Here is an 18,199-nt window from a genome sequence, read left to right as displayed (position 1 = left end):
TGATTAAGAGGCCAAAAATATAATTTATTCCTTCTGCCTCCAGCAAAGCTGCCCTCTGCCTTTCTTCTATCAAATAGATTTGCTATATTTTAGCTTTCACCAGGATTATCTACTTCTAATTACACCAACAATAAAGTAAACAGCTAATAAGCTTACTTTGCTGAGATTTTGATACTAACAAAATTAGCGTTGATTTCACATTCAAACCGAACAAATTAAATATGAAAAAAGATTTCATGTTTAGCTCTGAGTCTGTCACGGAAGGACATCCGGATAAACTTTGCGACCAAATCAGTGATGCAATTGTAGATAAATTCCTCCTGAAAGATCCTTATTCTAGAGTTATTGCAGAATGTGCTGTTGCTACGGCGATTGTTTTCATTGCTGCTAGATTTGAATCTGATGCAATTGTAGATTTTACAAAAACAGCCAGACAGGTAATTAAACAGGTTGGTTATGATGAACCTGACTTTAATGCCAAAACTTGTAGTATTGTTACTAGCGTTAAAGAATTGCTATCTCATGACTATCGTTATTGGGATGCCAAAAGGCTATCAGACGATGAAATGGAGTTAATTCCAGTTAAAGATCAGGTGACAGTCTTTGGTTTTGCTTGTAATCAAACTCCTGCTTTCATACCACTGCCAATTTGGTTGGCACATCAGCTAGCAAAGCGATTAACTACTGTGCGCCAGGAGAAAATTCTGCCATATATAAGGCCAGATGGCAAAACTCAAGTTGGCATTGAGTACCGCGATCGCAAACCTTATAGAATCCACAGTATTTCAATTCTGGCAAGTCACAATCAGCAGTCAGAATCAAACTTCGTTAATGTGAATAAACTCCAAGAAGAGATTAAAGAGATTATCATCGATTATGTCTTAAAAGATAATGAATGTAAGCCCGATGAAAAGACTAGAATTTTAATTGATTTTGACGAACCTTTTTCAATTGGTGGCCCTTCCGTACATTCGGGGTTAACTGGTAGAAAAAATGCTATAGATACTTACGGGGGGTATTCGCGTCATAGTGGCGCAGCTTTAAGCGGTAAAGATCCGACACGGATAGATAGAGTTGGTGCTTATGCTGCCCGATATGCAGCTAAAAATGTTGTTGCGGCTGGTTTGGCAGAAGAGTGTGAAGTACAACTGACCTATTCTATCGGAGTTGCCAGACCTGTTAGCATTCAAGTAGAAACCTTTGGCACGGGCAAAATTCCTGATGAAGAAATCACAAAACTCCTAGAAAAGCATTTTGATTTTCGTCTTGCAGGAATTATCAAGAAGTTTAATTTGAGACTACTGCCTACAATTGTCAAAGGTGGGTTTTACAGAAAATTGGCTGTCTACGGACACGTGGGAAGACTGGATTTAGGAATTGTGCCTTGGGAAGAAACGGATATGATTCCTGCTTTATTGGGGTGAAAATAGTTTAATTTTCCCGCAAACGTATTACTGCATCGGGGCGGTGTCGCATTTGCTCATTTCTCCTCTGAAACTCGACTAAATATGGTCTACTAAAGCGCTCTAATTCTTGCGTTTCTTTTACTATTCGCTTAATATCTGCATTAAGCTTTTTTCTGTTTTGCTCTAATTTCTGCCTATTTGTGACTGATAGGCGATCGCTTGGCTGTGTTTGTTGTGCTAAAGCAGTAACAGGTATAAAAACTAGAACTGTTATTAAGAATACTGTTGTTAGTTTCATCTGCATCCACCTCCTAAACGATGGCTGCTTTGAATTTAGTGTATATTTCTTAGCTCTTGAGTTGTAGAATTTAATACTTTTCTTGTTATGTGTAGTTCCTGAGTTAAGCTTGTAAGAGTTGAATTTAAACTTTCAAATTCGTCCTTTAGATATATATATTGTGTGACATCAATAAAAGTGAGGTTTGCGCCTATTAGCTTACCACTCGAATCTGATATTGGTGTGATGTGAATGTCTAGATGAGTTGTGGCATTGTCAGTTACCCACTCTATATTTTTGAGACTAAACGGGTGGTGATCGCGATTTAACCGCCTCATCACAGTCAATGAATTTATAACTTGTCCTATCTCCAAATCTCGCACTGGCGCACCAATATGATTGTTTTGTAACCTAAACAAGCCATAAGCCCTTTCATTCACTAACAGTAGGGAGCCACTTCTATCCACTACTAACTGGGCTAAAGGACTTGTCTCAAAGGCTGCTTGCCAAATACGAATGTAAGTATTTAGAGGGTTAATTGCTTTCTTGTCTTGAGTTTGGGGTAGGAGCAGTAAGTGCTCATCTAAACCGAGCTTTTGGTCTTTAGCTTTAGCAAAAATACGGCGCTTGATACTGACAGGGGTAAAAATTTGCCTCTGATTGATTAAACTTTCTGAGTTGCCTAAAAACAGAAGGCCCTGATTATTCAATGCAAAATGAAAACGAACAAAAATACTTGCTTGAGTCTCCCGCTTTAAATATATTAGCACGTTGCGGCACACGAGCAGGTCGATTTTAGACATGGGCGCATCAACAGCCAAGTTATGGCGACCAAATATAATTGAGCGACGCAGTTGGGAGCAAAAAACATAGCCCTGCTCGGTTTGCTCAAAGTACTTAGATAGTAGCTGGCTCGGAATGCTTGCTACTTCGTTCTCGTTATAAATACCTTGCCGCGCCCGCCTCAGTGCATCTCTATCTACATCCGTGGCGAACATTTGCACTCGTTGCAAATATTGCTCGATGCCTAAAATCTCAGCTAGTAACATTACAAGTGTATAAACTTCTTCTCCAGAAGCACAACCAGCACTCCAAACTCTGATTTGTTCCTGCGGCTGCTTGTTTGTAATAATTTGGGGGATGATTTTATGGGCTAAATATTCCCAAGCATCGCGATCGCGAAAAAACCCAGAGAAGTTAATCAAAATGGTGTCAAGTAGGGGAGTACACTCTTGGGGTTCAGCCTGTAGATATTGCAAATAGCTCGTATAGTTCTCTATTCCTAACTGCTGCATCCGGCGTTGGAACCGACGCATCAAAGAATCAGGTTTGTAACCTGTCAGATCACAACCACAGTTTTGCTTGAGGTAATGCAACAAAGCTTCAAACTCTGGATTGACCTCTGATGTGCTCATGGTAAAGTCTGGGGTAATTATTTAAGTCAGCCTAATGTGGATGAGAAGTCGATAACGTTAAGTTAAGGTTAGATCCTCCTTAGTCCTCTTAAAAAGGTGAAAAATAAGCCGCTTTTTGCCCCCCCTTTTTAAGGGGGTTGGGGGGATCTTCTAGTAAATCTACATCACCAACTTAACCGTATTAGATGATATATACAGATGCAAAATTACCCTCCAGAAACACCTGCGCTGTAAGCGTCTCTACAGCACACATTGTCTTTGATATATCGTTGATTTTCATAATGCACACCAGATGTTAGATGATTATTTCAGCGTTGGTTTTATTTAAAAATGTCTTGTGAAATGTTTAAATGCAAGACTCTTGTGAAGGCCTATTCTTGAGATTAAATGATATTTATTTTGATTAAATCTTTCTTAAAGATTAATACCAACGAGTGGCAGCTTGACACTAAAGGTTGCACCCCCTCCAACTCCAGGGCTTTCGGCGATAATGGTGCCATCGTGGAGTTCTACCAAATGACGAGCGATCGCAAGTCCCAGCCCTAATCCGTTTTTTGAGTGTGAGCATTCGGACTGACGAAAAATATCAAAAACATAGGGTAAAAATTCGGCACTGATACCTTTGCCATTGTCAGTTACCGTAATCTGGGCTTGATTCTCTATAGTGTCTAGATGCACCTCGATTCTTCCTCCTTGAGGAGTAAATTTAATGGCATTGGTAAGTAAATTCAAGACAATTTGCTGCAAGCGCTCTGGATCGCCTTGGACTGTGATTGACAAAGGGTCAACTATATACTCTAGACAAATATTTTTTGTTTCCAGTGATTGACGCACTGTGGCGATCGCAGTTTCTATTATAGATTTTAGATCCACAGACTGGTGATTAAGATTGATTTTGCCTGCAATGATACGCGAGATATCCAGTAAATCTTGGATAAGTTTGGCTTGCAGAGTGGCATTACGCTCGATCGTCTCTAGGGCTTTCACGAGCATGGCTGGATTGGGCGGACTACTACGGAGTAATCGCGTCCAACCGAGAATGGCGACTAAGGGGGTATTTAGTTCGTGAGAAACTTTTGCTAAAAACTCATCCTTCCTACGATTAATTATTTTTTCCTGGTGGAGTGCTTCTGAGCGTAAGTGTGCCATCTGCAAATGAGCATTTACACGGGTGACAAGTTCGGTGGCAGAAAAGGGTTTAATCAGGTAATCGTCAGCCCCAGCTTGGAGTCCTTCAATTACGGATTCTTCTCCAGCACGAGCGGAAAGTAGAATAATCGGCACTTCTTTTGTGCGCGCGTCGGCACGCAGTGCTTTTAATAACTCAAAGCCGTCTACCTGTGGCATCATCACATCAGAAAGTACCAGATCCGGTATTGTTTCTTGAACAGCAGCCAGTGCAGCTGCCCCATCAGCGACGGCTTCTACTGTAACGTGTTCGCTTAATATGCGCTTGAGGTAATCGCGCATATCGGCGTTGTCATCGACAATGAGGACACGGGCAGAGTCAGAGGACACGGGGACAAGGTGACTAGGGGACAAGGGGAATCGTGATTCATGTTCTCTCCCCTTGTCTCCTTGTCCCCCCCTCACCCCCTCCTCTTCTTCCGGCAACCAGCGCTCTGCCTCCTGAACATAAGATGCTGTACCTAATGCAGTTGATGCTAGGGTACGTGTGGCTTGGATATGCTCGTTTAGCAGGTGATCCGTGCCGGAAGGAATAGTGACGGTGAAGCAGGTTCCCTGTCCAACGGTGCTGCTTACGTCTACGGTACCACCATGCAGTCGAATCAGTTCATGCACCAGCGCTAGACCAATCCCCGATCCTTCATGAGTCCGCGCCTGCACGCCACGTACTTGGTAAAATCGCTCAAACAGATGGGGCAGTTCTTCAGGTGCAATTCCTGTGCCTGTGTCTTCTATCTGTAGTGTCACATGATGGTCATCAGTTCTAAGCAGCCTAACGGTAATTTTGCCTTCCAGAGTAAACTTAAAGGCATTGGAGAGCAAGTTAAGAACTATTTTCTCCCACATTTCCCTGTCTACGTATATAGGCAACCCTATCGGTGGGCAATCAACTACTAACCGCAGCCCAGCCCGTTCGATGGCAGAACGAAATACACTTGCTAGCTCAGTCGTAAACATTGCCAAATCGGTCGGTTCATAGACTGCTTCTATGCGTCCGGCTTCGATGCGGGAGAAGTCGAGCAGGGTATTCACCAACTTCAGCAGCCTAATTGCGTTTCGATGTGCAAGTTCCAACCGTTCGCGTTGCGTCTGAGCTAGGGGATGAGTGCGATCGCTTAATGCATCTTGCAAAGGAGCCAGCAACAGTGTTAACGGTGTGCGGAACTCGTGAGAAACGTTGCTGAAGAAGAGGGTTTTGGCGCGATCGAGTTCTGCCAGAGATTCGGCGCGTTGGCGTTCTTGTTCGCGGGCATATTGTTCTCGAACTCGCTGAAGTTCGGCTTCACGTAGGGCGGCTTCGGCGCGGGTGCGTTCAATGGTTGCCCAGGCGCGATCGGCGATTTCTTCCGCCAGATCCACCTCAAACGCTGTCCAGTTCCTCGGCGTGGTTTGGTTAATTGAGAGAATCCCGACTGGCTCTCCCTGCTTGATCACAGGCACGATGATAAAGGAAATAATCTGCAACTGAAAACAAGCCTGTCTCAAGTTCTCACACAGTATGTCGGTTGTGTGGACATCCTCAACGGCAAAAGGTTGACCCGCATCGAGCATGGCTTTGAAGATGGGAGAGTTTTCGAGTGGATACACCCCCACCACCGAAGGCAAATCTTCCCGTGCGGCATCCCGCCGAATGATGATATCACCGTCAATAATTTCGCAGTAGTAACATCGGTCTGTCCCAAAGAAGTTCATGGTGGTGCGCGTCACGGTTGCCTGAATTTCAACGGCATTGGAGAGCGATCGCAGGGCATCCGGCAACTTCACCCGAAACGCATCCATCTGGGCAGCACGGCGCAACTGTTCTTCAGCGCGGGCGCGTTCCAGCCGCGTCCAGATGCGGTTGGCGAGTTCGTGGGTCAATTCGATTTCGTCGTCGCGCCAGTCATAGGGTTCGGTACGATAGATGACGAGCAGGAAGCGCCACTCGCCATCGCGCACGAGCGGTATGCTGAGGAAGGAGCCAACGTTCAGAGCCGCATACTGCTCGCCATTGGTCAGGGGGTCATCGAACACGTCGCGGATGACGACAGCTTCTCCGGTGCGACAAAGTTGCAAAACCTCGGCTGTTACGAAGTCTTGCATACGATAAGTGCCAATAAAGCTTGGCATGTGACTGAGCTGCCAAGTGTAGTTGATGACTGCAATTTCAGCCATCTCACTCAATTCGGCAAAGACGCATGCCGACAAGTCGAAATATCCGCCGATTTTTTCGCCCAGCGCATTCATCGTCTCGTCAATGTTCGTTAGCCGCGCCAGGTCTTGGCTGACTTCGGCTAAAAAGACGAGATTTGCATCGTGCCGTTTGCGATCGCTAATATCTTTGAAAATGACTGCGAGGCGATGTTCGCCCTCAGTCCGAAAGGCGTAGATTTCCAAGATGCGATTAAGGCTGGGAACGTCGATTTCAAACCGAATCGGTTCGCCTGTCTTCAAGACGTTCTCGTAAATCTCGTATCCCGCTTCCGGTGCATCGGGAAATGCCTCACGAATCGTTTTGCCAACGACATTGCTGATGCCAGTTTGCACTGCAAACGCTGGATTCACTTGAATGTAGCGAAAATCAATTAACTCACCTGCCACTCGTTCAATGATGCAAAAACCTTCGTCAATCGAATTGAACAGTGATCGATATTTCTCCTCTGATTCACGTAACGCCGTGTGCGCCCGATAACGCTCGACAAAATCGGCAGCAGTCCACGCCAGCAGGTCAACCAACCTGAGTTCGTCGTCGCTGGGACGGTGGGGCTGCGAAAACTGCGTACTCAATACGCCAATCGACTCACCACTGCGGTTAACGATCAGCGTGGACTGTGTCGCCCGGATGCCCTCGGCAGAAGCCGCCGCCCCCGCTTCGGTGCCTTCCAGACCGGGATAGCCGATCGTCTCTTCGATCGTAAAGCGCTGGCGGGCAACCCTGGCTCGATCACAGCCTTCCTTGAACCCTTCATAGCGAAAGTAGTTGATAAACGGGCTATCGTCTGAGTAGCCGCGCCAGGTAAACATTTCTAACCGTGTGCCGTCGTCGCTGACAAGCTGCACGCAGCCACGCTCGGTATGCGTGAACTCACAGGCAACCGCCAGAATTTCGTTGAGGGCAGTCTTGAGATCGAGTCCAGTGGCAAGCGTCCCGTAGAGGGCATAAAGCCGCTGCATTCCCGCCAGGTCTGCCGCTAGCCGCGCTTCTGATTCCCGCAGTTCGGCAGCGATCACCGCTTCGGCTTGTTTGTGATCTGTGATGTCATAGGAAACAGCAAGCACTGCATATACTTCGCCGTTTGGCAACCGTAGCGGCGTTCCGCGTGAGATGAATGAGCGATCGTGTGCCTCATGTTCGTGTTCAAACGGCTCACCAGCCAGCCCCCGACGGTAAAACGACTCATAATACGTTGCTAATTCCGGCGGCAGTACCTCGAAAATCGTATGCCCAACGAAATCTTCCGGTTGGAATCCGGCGATCGCTAATGCTTCTCCTTCCGCCAGCAAATAGCGGAGATTGCGATCAACTACAAACACCGCCCCACCTGGTAGATTCTCCATCATCGCTCGGAAGTACGCTTCCGACTCCCGCGCTAACTCCTCGGCTCGTTTACGTTCCGCCGCCTCCGCTTCTAGTTGGGCATTCTTCGCTAGCAATTCCTGTGTTTGGCGCTGATTCAGTAGCAATGCAGCAGCAGCAAAGTCTGCCAAACTCGTCATTATCCGCACATCTTCATAGTCAAAATGCCGTTGCTCATCATGGGACATAATCCAGATAGTACCAAGGGCATGGTTATCCGCAATCAACGGCAACACCAATCGTTCTACAATCGGCGTGTTTGCTGCCTGTAAATAAGTAAAATACCCTTCGGGATGGGAATAAAGCTGAGGAGAACCGCGATCAAGACAGACTCCACAGGGGCTAAAATTACGGGGATTAGTGCCACCTACGTATCGTGCTAACGCTCCTGCTAATACATTCCAGCGAAAAACTTCTTCACCTGTTGGGCTTGTCTCTATCAAACTAACCCCTGCGGTTCCTGCATCGCACAAATCGAGTGCTATGTCAACTAAGTTTTGAAGCATTGTTTGGGGCTGATTTACCAACTGCCGCGCCAATGCGTGCAATGCCTGATTTTCTTTTAGTAAGTTTGCCGAACGAGGATTTCGCCGGGATAAATCCTCGGTGATGACAATATCTTTTAGTGTCACTGTATCTCTTTGAGGTCGTTGCATAGCGCTTATGGCTTCGGCTATATGGCAATAATTTTATTCGTCGGCAATTGAAACGATTTTAATTTCTGTAACACGATGCATGGGTTTGTAGTTTTTTCAGTGGTCACAAATTACTCTGCATCAACAGAGAGCGCAGCCGCGATGTGAAGCCCGTCCATTGCAGCTAGACCATAGGTGCAGGAAATGCGATTTCCGGTTTGGACAATTTGCTCTAGTTTTGTTGCCCAGAGGGTAATGCTGCTTAAAAAACACTCATAGAACTTTGCTTCTGCCTGTTGTTGGTTATAGATTGCTTTTGGTAGGGTTTCTAGCTGGATGAAGGCGCTGGAAGCAAATTCGCGATCGCGAGCGTTGAGGATGTGAAGTGCAGCTAGTGACCGGATTGTATTGGCACGAGCCGCCGCAATCAGTACACCAGAATCGATAAAAGTTCGAGTCATCTAATCTACTTCGCGCCAGCCGCCGCGACGCTCTCTTAGTTCCTGTTCAAGTTCTTCATCACTCAACAGGGGAGCGCCTGATGCAACGATACGTTGACGAATTTCCCATAGCTTTTTGCCAAGGGGAGTTTGTGGAACAAATTCCAGCTGGGGTTTTAACGATTGTGCGAATTGAATCACTTTATCTTGCGCTTCAGGGGGGAGTTCGCGCCAATATTCTAGTAACTGTTCTTCTTTACTCATAAATAAGCTTAGTCGAGTGAGCGCAAACTTAAAATCGAAATTCGGCATTAATTCTCACACCTATATCTCTAATTTAAAGCGTAGCTTGATAATCAATACTATTAAGCCAAACTTTTGCTGCTCCTCCTTTAATGTAACTTTAAAATCATTTAGCAAAATGCCTGTTTGCTTTCTCGTTTTGTCTAAATGCTTTCTCAAAATGCCATTTTGCTTTCTCATTTTGGTGTTTTCCGCAGGCCAAATGTCTTATTGCTTACTCAAAATGCTTAAATGAGTTCTCATTTCGGTAAAACGCGCACTCCTAAAGGTGTTTTCCGCAAGCGAAATGGCATATTGCTTACTCAAAATGCTTAAATGAGTTCTCATTTCGGTAAAACGCGCACTCCTAAAGGTGTTTTCCGCAATGAAAAAGCCTAAATGCTTTCTCAATCTGCTTGAATGCTTTTTGATTCGGGAAATTTAAGGACTCTCTACTGATATCATCAACGGTAATTTGACGGTAAACTTTGCGCCTCGTCCAATTCCATCACTTGCTGCCTCAATTGTACCGCCGTGTAGTTGGACAAGTTGACGAGCGATCGCCAGCCCAATGCCCACTCCTCCCGGTGAATGACGGCTAGGCACTTCAGCTTGAGTAAAGCGATCGAAGACTAAGGGGAGAAATTCAGGGCTAATGCCAATACCTGTATCCGTCACGGTCATGTGAACTTCAGACTCAAACCGTTCCAGCCGCACGTTAACCTGTCCCCCTGCGGGCGTAAACTTAATGGCATTGTCCAGCAAGTTAGTAATAATTTTTATGAGGCGATCGCGGTCTGCTAAAACATAGCTCTGTGCAACATTAGATACCGTCTCGACCAATTGAATGTTCTTTGCTTGGGCTGCTTCACGAAATGTGGCGATCGCGTTTTGTACCAGCAAAACCAAATCGACACTTTGAGAGTTCAATTGAAATTTTCCACAGAGAATGCTAGAAACATCCAGCAAATCTTTCACCAGTTTTGCCTCAATCGTGGCATTGCGTTCAATCGCGGCTAATGCCCGTGTTGTTGTTTGTGAATCTATGGATTTGGTTTGTAACAAGCGCGCCCAACCGAGAATTGTCACCAGCGGAGCTTGCAGTTCATGGGTAACAGTCATGAGAAACTCAGTTTTAAAGCGGTTTGCGGATTGCTCTTGCCGCAGCCGTGCCAATTGGAGATGAGTTTCAACCCGTGCTATCAGTTCACGAGCAGAGAAGGGTTTGATTAAGTAATCATCCGCACCCGTTGCCAAACCTTCGACCGTTGCTTCTTCTGTTGCCCGTGCTGACAGCAAAATAATCGGAATACTTTTTGTTTGGGGATCGGAACGTAGTGCTTGCAGCAATTGTAACCCATCCATCTGCGGCATCATCACATCAGTTAGCACCAAGTCGGGTGGCTGTTGCTGAATTTGGCTGAGGGCGATCGCGCCATCGGCTGCTGTCTCCACCTGCCAGCGTTGATTTAATAGCCGCTTCAGATAGGCGCGCATATCGGCGTTGTCATCCACTAGGAGAATGCGGGGAGTTGAGGAAGACGCAAAGACGCGGTGAGCAGCGCGTTGCGGCGGTTCCCCCCGTTGTAGCGACTGCATAGACGCCTGAAAGGCGGCTTCTCGTAGAGTACCCGAAGGGAGACTGGGAGAAACGGAGAATCTATCAAAAATGTTCCCCGCGTCCTCTTGATTCTCCGCGTTCCCGCGTCCCCACCTCCCCGTGTCCTCTTGCGGTAGCCACCCCAACGCTTCCTGCACATAAGCACTTAGATCTGTTGCCGTTGAGGGTAGGGGCGGGTTTTGCAAGCCATCTTCTGATTGCCTTGAAGCATCTTTAGTAAACCCGCCTGTACGAAATGAGCCAATCTGTTGAAGGGGAAGATGAGCAAACCCAGTGGGAATGGACACCACAAAGCAACTGCCTTCTCCTTCTACACTGCTGACAGTAATCGTGCCGCCATGCAGTTTTACCAACTCCTGTACCAGAGACAAGCCAATCCCCGATCCTTCAAAGCTCCGTCCCTTGGCTTGTTTCCCCTGGTAGAACCGATCAAACAAGTGAGGCAGTTCTGCGGCTTTTATGCCAATACCTGTGTCTTGTACGGTTAACTCAACCCAATTGCCAGCCAGCCTTAAGCGGACTGCGATCTCGCCCGTAATCGTAAACTTAAACGCATTTGAGAGCAAATTGAGGACGATTTTCTCCCACATAGAGCAATCGACATACACTGGCTCTAGTAGGGGTGGGCAATCGATTGCTAGTTGCAAGCCTGCTTGCTGGATGACTGACTCAAATGAACTCGCAAGTTCTGTTGTCAAGGTTGCCAGATCGGTCGGCTCATAGACTGCTTGAATGCGATCGGCTTCGATGCGGGAAACGTCAAGCAGCGTATTGACGAGCTTCAGCAGCCTCACCGCGTTTCGGTGCGCCAGTTGCAGTTGCAATCGTTGAGCAGGAGTCAAGGGATCTGCAAGATCGCTCAAGGTTTCTTGAATCGAACTCAGTAACAGGGTCAGGGAGGTACGAAACTCATGACTCACATTACTGAAAAATACCCGCAGTGCTTCTTGGGCGCGTTTGCGATCGGTGATGTCGCTCGCTGCGCCGAACCATTCGAGGATTTCGCCGCGCTCGTCCAAAAACGGAATTGCCCGCGAAAACGTCCAACCTACAGTGCCGTCGGCGCGAATGACGCGGTGTTCCAACTCGAACTTTGTTTTGGCGCGGACAGCTTCGGCGATCGCCGCTTGCACTAACGCCTTATCGCTGTCGGGAATATATTCTTCGAGCCACTTCAGGCTCGGATTTCTGGTGTCGGCGAGAAAACTCTTTCCTTCGAGCGCATGCATCTCGCTCCAATCTGCGCTCATTCTGTATATGATGTCAGAGGCGGCGGTCACAAACAGCCGGAATCGTTCTTCGGATTCGCGCAGTGCTTCTTCTGCCCGCTTGCGCACGAAGATGTCGTTGAAAATCACAGCGACACGGTTTTTTTCGGGCGCGCCGATGCGGAAGGCGTAAACGTCGTAGAATTTTCCGAGCGCGGCGGCTTTGTGTTCAAAGCGCATTGCAACGCCTGTTTTGGCGATGTACCCATAGGTCTCGAACCAAAATTCTTCGTGTTCGGGCGCGAATTCCCGCACCGTTCTGCCGATGCCGTTTTCGATTCCGGTGTGCTGCACGAACGCCTGGTTCATTTCGAGAAAACGGTAATCAACTGCTTTGCCTTGCTCGTCGAACAAAACTTCAATCGTGCAGAAGCCTTCGTCAATCGAGGTAAACAGCGTGCGGTATTTTTCTTCGGATTCGCGCAAAACAATTTCCGCCTGCTGGCGCTCAATGACCTCAGCCTCCAATCTGGAATTTGCTGCCAGCAATTGGTGGGTTTGTCGCCCCTCTAGCAGGAGTGCGGTGGCTGTAAAGTCTGCCAGACTGGACATCACCCGCACATCTTCACAGTCAAAGTGCCGCTGCTCATCGTGGGAGACAATCCAAATGGTGCCGAGGGCATGGTTATCTGCAATCAACGGTAGTATTAATGCTTCAACGATGGGAATGTTTGCTGCCTGTAAATCAGTAAAATACCGTTCAGGATAGGAATAAAGCACAGGAGTACCGCGATCAAGGCAAACTCCACAGGGACTAAACTCACGCTTTGTAGTGCCGCCTACGTACTGTTCTAATGCTCCTGCCAACACATGAGCGCAAAAGACTTCTTCACCAGTTGGTGTCATTTCTAGTAAACTGACCCCTGCACTTTGGGCATTTCATAAGTCGAGCGCCATGTCAACTATGCTCTGGAGTATCGTTTGGGGCTGATTTACCAACTGCCGCGCCAAGGTATGCAATGCTTGATTTTCTTTTAGTAAGTTTTCAGCGCGAGGATTTCGACGGGACAACTCTTCGGTGATGAGAATATCCTCTAGCGTGATTGTATCTGTTTGAGGTAGTTGCATAGCGCTTATAGCTTCGGCTATTTGGCAATAATTTGATTCCTCGGCAATTGCAACAATTTTAATTTAATGTAACTTTAAAATCATTTAGCAAAATGCCTGTTTGCTTTCTCATTTTGTTTAAATGCTTTCTCAAAATGCCATTTTGCTTTCTCATTTTAGTGTTTTCCGCAGGCAAAATGTCTTATTGCTTACTCAAAATGCTTAAATGAGTTCTCATTTCGGTAAATCGCGCACTCCTAAAGGTGTTTTCCGCAAGCAAAATGGCATATTGCTTACTTAAAATGCTTAAATGAGTTCTCATTTCGGTAAATCGCGCACTCCTAAAGATGTTTTCCGCAAATCAAAAGCCTAAATGCTTTCTCAATCTGCTTGAATGCTTTTTGATTCGGGAAATTTACGGACTCTCTACTGATATCATCAACGGTAGTTTGACGGTAAACTTTGTGCCTCGCCCAATTCCATCACTTGCTACCTCAATTGTACCGCCGTGTAGTTGGACGAGTTGACGAGCGATCGCGACTTTCTTGCTTTCGGTACAACTATCCATCTTTCCTGGGAAAATCTACTAAATTTCTTATAAAAGTCATCAGCAAACAGTTATCACTTATCAATACATCTGACAACTAATAACTGTTCTGTCTTACCTTCTGCCTTATCCTCGTCCAGCCAGTTGTGCCACCATTGCCACTAACTCTGCTGGTTCAGCAAGTTTATGCAAGTGCGATTGAAAACCTACTTTGAGTGCCTTTGCTCTGTCTTCTGCAAGATAAGCAGTCAAGGCAGCAGTAGGAATTTGCCATCCTTTCTCTGCTTCTAGTGCTTTAACTTTGCGAATCAAAGTATAGCCATCCTCATCTGGCATCCTAATATCACTGATTATGACATCAGGGTGCGATCGCTCCAGAACTTCAAGAGCCTCAGCAACAGAGTTAACTGCTGTTACTGAAATTCCGTATTGCTCCAACACTGTAGTGATAAACTCGCGAGCATCGGCTTCATCATCCACAAACAGTACCTGCAAGCCATCGAGCGAACGAGGAGTTTCTCCAGCTGCTGCCTCTGGCAGCAGCTGACTCGCTACTGACTGAAGTTGCAAATTTGCTTGCTTGTGCTTAGTGACATCGCGTATGCTAATTTGTAGCGAAACTAGTGACCCAAAAGTGTCGCGGTTTGGTGCTACCATCAGCGTTGCATCAAAAGGTTGACTGCCACGCGGACACATAGCTATTTCCCACTCTTGCACAGAATCTAATTGGGACAACTGATTTAGTTTGATACGAAAGAGCGATCGCTCTGCTTCAGCGACAAAATTGGCTAATGGTTTGCCGATGAGGAAGTTGGGCAATATATTAAATAATGCGCCAGCAGTGCGGTTAGCTTTCAGAATTATTCCTTGAGCATCTGTGAGCAAATAGGCATCAGGTGCAAAATTAAACAGTTCATAATAATGCTGAAGTTCTACTGCTAGATCCTCATTTTGCTGGAGCAGTTCGTCCTGGATATCCTCCATTGCTTCCAAGCTAGTCTGCATTTCTTCTTGACATAATTGGAGGTTCCCTAAAGAGGCGACGATCTCCTCCATTGCTTCAGCTATTGGTTGCTGTGTTGGTTCTAAAACAATATATTTATGCAGCGCCTCTATCTGTTGACGGATAGTTTTGATATACCGAGTAAATTCTTCTTCGCTCACAACTAGGTTGCTTGTTTATAAAAGTTCTTGATAGCAGTTTTCTAAAAGGAAAATCACACTGGAAATTTATTATTTATAAATAACAGCGTTCCTTTACTTCTATCTTTATTATGAATTACCTGGAACAATGCGATCGCTATATCTAAGGTTTTAATTTGAGCCTTTGTAGTGACGTGTCAAGGCTAAAAGATGTTATGACTTATGCAAAATACCTCTCTAATTCTTATTCCTCCGTGTTACGGACATTTGCTATAAAGGAGGAGCTAATGCGGGTGTCTCCCCCCAACCCCACTCCGTTGGGCGGCTACCCGGAGAGAAGCCGCTTTGCGTCTAGTGCCGACTGTAGGGTAGGATGTGGCGTTGGAAACCCTACCAAGAGCGCTGGACTCACCGCAACGCAGTGTTCTCCTCTGTGACTGGAGCGGTTTTATTCTTCCGTGACTCGTGCGTAAGTTCTAGATGTATTAGCATTATAGACGCTAGTCCCAACGTGCCAAAAATCAAGGTTGGTGCGGCACTTGGCGACGAAACATCTTACTGCTAAATTCAAGTGAAAAAATTAATAAAACTTATGTCTTATGATAAAATTATAGTAGAATCTGCATATTATTCCAAAAAAGCGCATTCGCACTAGTTTGCTTGACGAAGTTTAGATAGGGCAGAAAGGCAGTTGCCGAAAGTTAATATTCAGAACTACCTTTCGTGCTGAAAAACCAACAAACTATGAACCTACCAATCATGACATTTGGTAGGTATGTTTTTATTATCTAATTGCAGTTACCGAATTTATAAAATGCAGTTGCTGCATTAACATACTGTAATAATTTGTCCTTCTTAAGACATCACATAACTCTTGCTGTATTTGTTGGATAATTGGGTAGAAATTACCTGTCTTGGGTTCTTGCCACCATTACCCTGCCATCAATGAAAAAAGTAGTTCGCAAAACCCTAGTGCCGCGCATGATTAACCCTGAGGGCGGCTTTAACGTTGTGCGTAAAGGTGTATCAAACTCCCATTGGGGAGACTTATACCATTGGCTACTTTCTCTATCTTGGCCTCAGTTTTTAGCGCTAGTTAGTTTAGGATATCTAGTTGTTAACGCTTTATTTGCCTTGGCATACCTGGCAGGTGGAAATGGAATTGAAAACGCACGTCCAGGTAACTTCCTAGATGCCTTTTTTTTCAGCGTTCAAACTATGGCATCCATTGGCTACGGAGCCATGTTCCCCAAAACAACTTATGCCCATGTCTTAGTAACCATAGAATCGCTAATCGGGTTGATGGGGCTAGCAGTGGGAACTGGGTTGATGTTTGCCAGATTTTCGCTTCCTAAAGCAAGAGTCACATTTAGTCGTGTGGCGGTAATTGCACCCTATAACGGTATGCCAACATTAATGTTTCGAGTTGCTAACGAACGGCAAAACTGGATTCTAGAAGCACAAATTCGGGTGACTGTGGTACGAAATGAAGTCACCGCTGAAGGGGATGTAATGCGGCGATTTTATGATATGCAACTGCTTCGCAGTCAAACACCGCTTTTTGCTTTAACCTGGACAGTCATGCATCCAATTGATCAGAATAGTCCCTTATATGGAGTGACACCAGAAGATATGATTGAGGACGAGATGGAAGTAGTAGTAACTCTCACCGGACTTGATGAAACAGTGTCCCAGATTATTCATGCTCGTCACTCGTTTATCGCTGGGGAGATTTTTTGGAATATGCGCTTTGTAGATATTTTATCCAAGACGCGGGAGGGTCGGCGCACTATAGATTATTCCCGTTTTCATGATGTGATACCGATAGAATAAGGCAGAAGGCAGAGAGCAGCGCGCCCTTGCGGGTTAAGCGCGTTGTAGCGACTGCCCAGAGGCAGTAGACGCTCTGCGACTACTTGCACCAAGTCACTGTGCGTCTACCGTAGGTAGGCAGAAGGCTACAAGGTTGTGTAATTTACATGAAAAATTTTACATCTCGTATGGAGGCGGTGCAGTCACCGATCATTCCTGTTGTGGGAGAATTGATCAGAAACTCTCCTGGTACTATTTCCCTTGGGCAAGGTGTAGTTTCTTATAGCCCACCACCGGAAGCCCTCGAACTTTTACCGCAATTCCTTGCCGAGCCAACAAATCATCTATACAAAGCTGTTGAAGGTATTCCTGCGCTACTAAAAGTATTAGCAGCAAAACTGCAAAGTTTTAACGGGATTGAAATCAACGACAAAAATTGCATCGTTGTCACCGCAGGTAGCAACATGGGATTTGTGAATGCCATTCTTGCTATTACTTCGGTGGGAGATGAAATTATTCTAAACACGCCTTACTATTTCAACCACGAAATGGCGATTATGATGGCAGGATGTCGCCCGGTTTTAGTGGAGACGGATGAAAATTACCAACTGCATCTTGATGCGATCGCTCAAGCTATTACTCCAAAAACACGAGCAGTGGTGACAATTTCCCCAAATAATCCGACTGGAGTTGTGTATTCAAAGTCTGCTTTAGAGCAAGTAAATCAAATTTGTCGCGATCGCGGTATTTACCACATCAGCGATGAAGCTTATGAGTACTTTACATACAATGGCGTCAAGCACACTTCTCCAGGTGGATTTCCAGGCAGTAGCGAATACACTATTTCTCTTTACAGCCTTTCTAAAGCCTACGGTTTTGCTAGCTGGCGAATTGGCTATATGGTAATTCCAAAACATCTGTTTGTTGCTGTGAAGAAAGTTCAAGATACAAATGTGATTTGTCCACCTGTAGTTTCTCAGTATGCAGCCTTGGGTGCTTTACAGGCAAAACAGGAATATTTGAGCAAAAATATTGAAGCGATCGCTCAAGTGCGAGAATTAGTACTTGAATCTCTTAACCGTCTCGAAGGTTTATGTACCATTGCTCCTGCAGATGGTGCATTCTATTTTTTTCTCAAAGTTAATACTCAAATTGATAGCTTTGAGTTAGTTAAACGATTGATTCAAGAACATCAAGTAGCAGTAATTCCTGGTACAACCTTTGGCATGAATCACGGTTGTTATTTGCGGGTGGCATACGGTGCATTACAAAAAGAGACGGCAAAAGAGGGAATAGAAAGATTGGTAAGAGGTTTAAAAAAGATTGTTAGTACGTCTTTTCTTTGTGTTCTTTGCGCCCTTTGTGGTTCGTTTCCTTCTTGCGCGTTAGCGCATCTTTATACAAAATTGGTATAAATAGAAGGCAGCTATACTGATTTTACGAGGCAGTAGACGCGTAAGCGACTCACGAAGTTAGGAAATTAGGACAAGAGAAAAATTTTGCTCCTTGTATCCTTATCCTCTTATGTATACAGATTAGTTAAAGCTACTAAGGACTTAAGA

General features: G+C 45.7%; 13 protein-coding genes and 1 pseudogene. 4 read left to right on the top strand and 10 right to left on the bottom strand.

The genetic code is table 11. The features are described 5' to 3' along the window. Positions 1-221 precede the first annotated feature (221 nt). Positions 222-1,424 (top strand): methionine adenosyltransferase, encoded by a 1,203-nt coding sequence (gene metK, locus U2718_RS03215; protein WP_341995015.1) that lies wholly within the window; start codon positions 222-224, stop codon positions 1,422-1,424. Positions 1,425-1,431: 7 nt separating this feature from the next. On the opposite strand, the gene U2718_RS03210 is transcribed toward metK, so the two are convergent. From U2718_RS03210 to U2718_RS03165, 10 genes and pseudogenes are all read right to left on the bottom strand, one after another. Continuing rightward, positions 1,432-1,704 (bottom strand): hypothetical protein, encoded by a 273-nt coding sequence (locus tag U2718_RS03210; protein ID WP_341995013.1) that lies wholly within the window; start codon positions 1,702-1,704, stop codon positions 1,432-1,434. A 35-nt stretch (positions 1,705-1,739) separates the two neighbouring features. After that, entirely contained in the window at positions 1,740-3,098 is a 1,359-nt protein-coding gene (locus tag U2718_RS03205; protein ID WP_341995011.1) for a CheR family methyltransferase, read from the bottom strand. Between the two features lie 414 nt (positions 3,099-3,512). Next, positions 3,513-8,498 (bottom strand): ATP-binding protein, encoded by a 4,986-nt coding sequence (locus U2718_RS03200; protein ID WP_341995009.1) that lies wholly within the window; start codon positions 8,496-8,498, stop codon positions 3,513-3,515. 110 nt (positions 8,499-8,608) lie between these two features. After that, positions 8,609-8,938 carry a PIN domain-containing protein gene (locus U2718_RS03195; protein ID WP_341995007.1) on the bottom strand — a complete coding sequence of 110 codons (330 nt, stop codon included), beginning with the start codon at positions 8,936-8,938 and terminating at the stop codon, positions 8,609-8,611. Continuing rightward, complete coding sequence (locus U2718_RS03190) at positions 8,939-9,229, bottom strand: hypothetical protein (protein ID WP_341995005.1); 291 nt, start codon at positions 9,227-9,229, stop codon at positions 8,939-8,941. 12 nt (positions 9,230-9,241) lie between these two features. Next, a complete protein-coding gene (locus U2718_RS03185; protein WP_341995003.1) occupies positions 9,242-9,400 on the bottom strand; it encodes a hypothetical protein in 159 nt (52 codons plus the stop codon). A 240-nt stretch (positions 9,401-9,640) separates the two neighbouring features. After that, the gene (locus U2718_RS03180) at positions 9,641-12,934 is read right to left on the bottom strand and encodes an ATP-binding protein (RefSeq protein ID WP_411813218.1); all 3,294 of its coding nucleotides are present in this window, start codon (positions 12,932-12,934) and stop codon (positions 9,641-9,643) included. Between the two features lie 33 nt (positions 12,935-12,967). Further along, on the bottom strand, positions 12,968-13,156 hold the full coding sequence (locus tag U2718_RS03175) for a hypothetical protein (RefSeq protein ID WP_411813217.1): 189 nt from the start codon (positions 13,154-13,156) through the stop codon (positions 12,968-12,970). A gap of 394 nt (positions 13,157-13,550) precedes the next feature. Then, positions 13,551-13,676: pseudogene (locus U2718_RS03170) on the bottom strand (ATP-binding protein); the annotation flags it as partial. Between the two features lie 132 nt (positions 13,677-13,808). Further along, on the bottom strand, positions 13,809-14,846 hold the full coding sequence (locus U2718_RS03165; protein WP_341994999.1) for a response regulator: 1,038 nt from the start codon (positions 14,844-14,846) through the stop codon (positions 13,809-13,811). A 352-nt stretch (positions 14,847-15,198) separates the two neighbouring features. On the opposite strand from U2718_RS03165, the gene U2718_RS03160 reads away from it, so the two are divergent. From U2718_RS03160 to U2718_RS03150, 3 genes are all read left to right on the top strand, one after another. Further along, positions 15,199-15,390, top strand: coding sequence for a hypothetical protein (locus U2718_RS03160; protein WP_411813216.1), 192 nt, complete (start codon positions 15,199-15,201; stop codon positions 15,388-15,390). Positions 15,391-15,770: 380 nt separating this feature from the next. After that, entirely contained in the window at positions 15,771-16,658 is an 888-nt protein-coding gene (locus U2718_RS03155) for an ion channel (protein WP_341994997.1), read from the top strand. A gap of 146 nt (positions 16,659-16,804) precedes the next feature. Next, a complete protein-coding gene (locus U2718_RS03150) occupies positions 16,805-18,052 on the top strand; it encodes a pyridoxal phosphate-dependent aminotransferase (RefSeq protein ID WP_341994994.1) in 1,248 nt (415 codons plus the stop codon). Positions 18,053-18,199: the final 147 nt, after the last annotated feature.

The sequence above is a fragment of the Chlorogloeopsis sp. ULAP02 genome (assembly GCF_038404745.2).
Classification (GTDB): domain Bacteria; phylum Cyanobacteriota; class Cyanobacteriia; order Cyanobacteriales; family Nostocaceae; genus Chlorogloeopsis.
The sequence above is the reverse complement of the archived record's forward strand: the minus strand, read 5'-3'. Positions and strand labels throughout refer to the sequence as shown.

Excerpts from the sequence above, each read along its gene's own strand:
- U2718_RS03210 (WP_341995013.1), bottom strand. The coding sequence starts at position 1,704 with ATGAAACTAACAACAGTATTCTTAATAACAGTTCTAGTTTTTATACCT.
- U2718_RS03195 (WP_341995007.1), bottom strand. The coding sequence starts at position 8,938 with ATGACTCGAACTTTTATCGATTCTGGTGTACTGATTGCGGCGGCTCGT.
- U2718_RS03180 (WP_411813218.1), bottom strand. The coding sequence starts at position 12,934 with ATGACACCAACTGGTGAAGAAGTCTTTTGCGCTCATGTGTTGGCAGGA.
- U2718_RS03190 (WP_341995005.1), bottom strand. The coding sequence starts at position 9,229 with ATGCCGAATTTCGATTTTAAGTTTGCGCTCACTCGACTAAGCTTATTT.
- U2718_RS03155 (WP_341994997.1), top strand. The coding sequence starts at position 15,771 with ATGAAAAAAGTAGTTCGCAAAACCCTAGTGCCGCGCATGATTAACCCT.
- U2718_RS03150 (WP_341994994.1), top strand. The coding sequence starts at position 16,805 with ATGAAAAATTTTACATCTCGTATGGAGGCGGTGCAGTCACCGATCATT.
- U2718_RS03200 (WP_341995009.1), bottom strand. The coding sequence starts at position 8,498 with ATGCAACGACCTCAAAGAGATACAGTGACACTAAAAGATATTGTCATC.
- metK (WP_341995015.1), top strand. The coding sequence starts at position 222 with ATGAAAAAAGATTTCATGTTTAGCTCTGAGTCTGTCACGGAAGGACAT.
- U2718_RS03205 (WP_341995011.1), bottom strand. The coding sequence starts at position 3,098 with ATGAGCACATCAGAGGTCAATCCAGAGTTTGAAGCTTTGTTGCATTAC.
- U2718_RS03175 (WP_411813217.1), bottom strand. The coding sequence starts at position 13,156 with ATGCAACTACCTCAAACAGATACAATCACGCTAGAGGATATTCTCATC.
- U2718_RS03185 (WP_341995003.1), bottom strand. The coding sequence starts at position 9,400 with ATGAGAAAGCAAAATGGCATTTTGAGAAAGCATTTAGACAAAACGAGA.
- U2718_RS03160 (WP_411813216.1), top strand. The coding sequence starts at position 15,199 with ATGTGGCGTTGGAAACCCTACCAAGAGCGCTGGACTCACCGCAACGCA.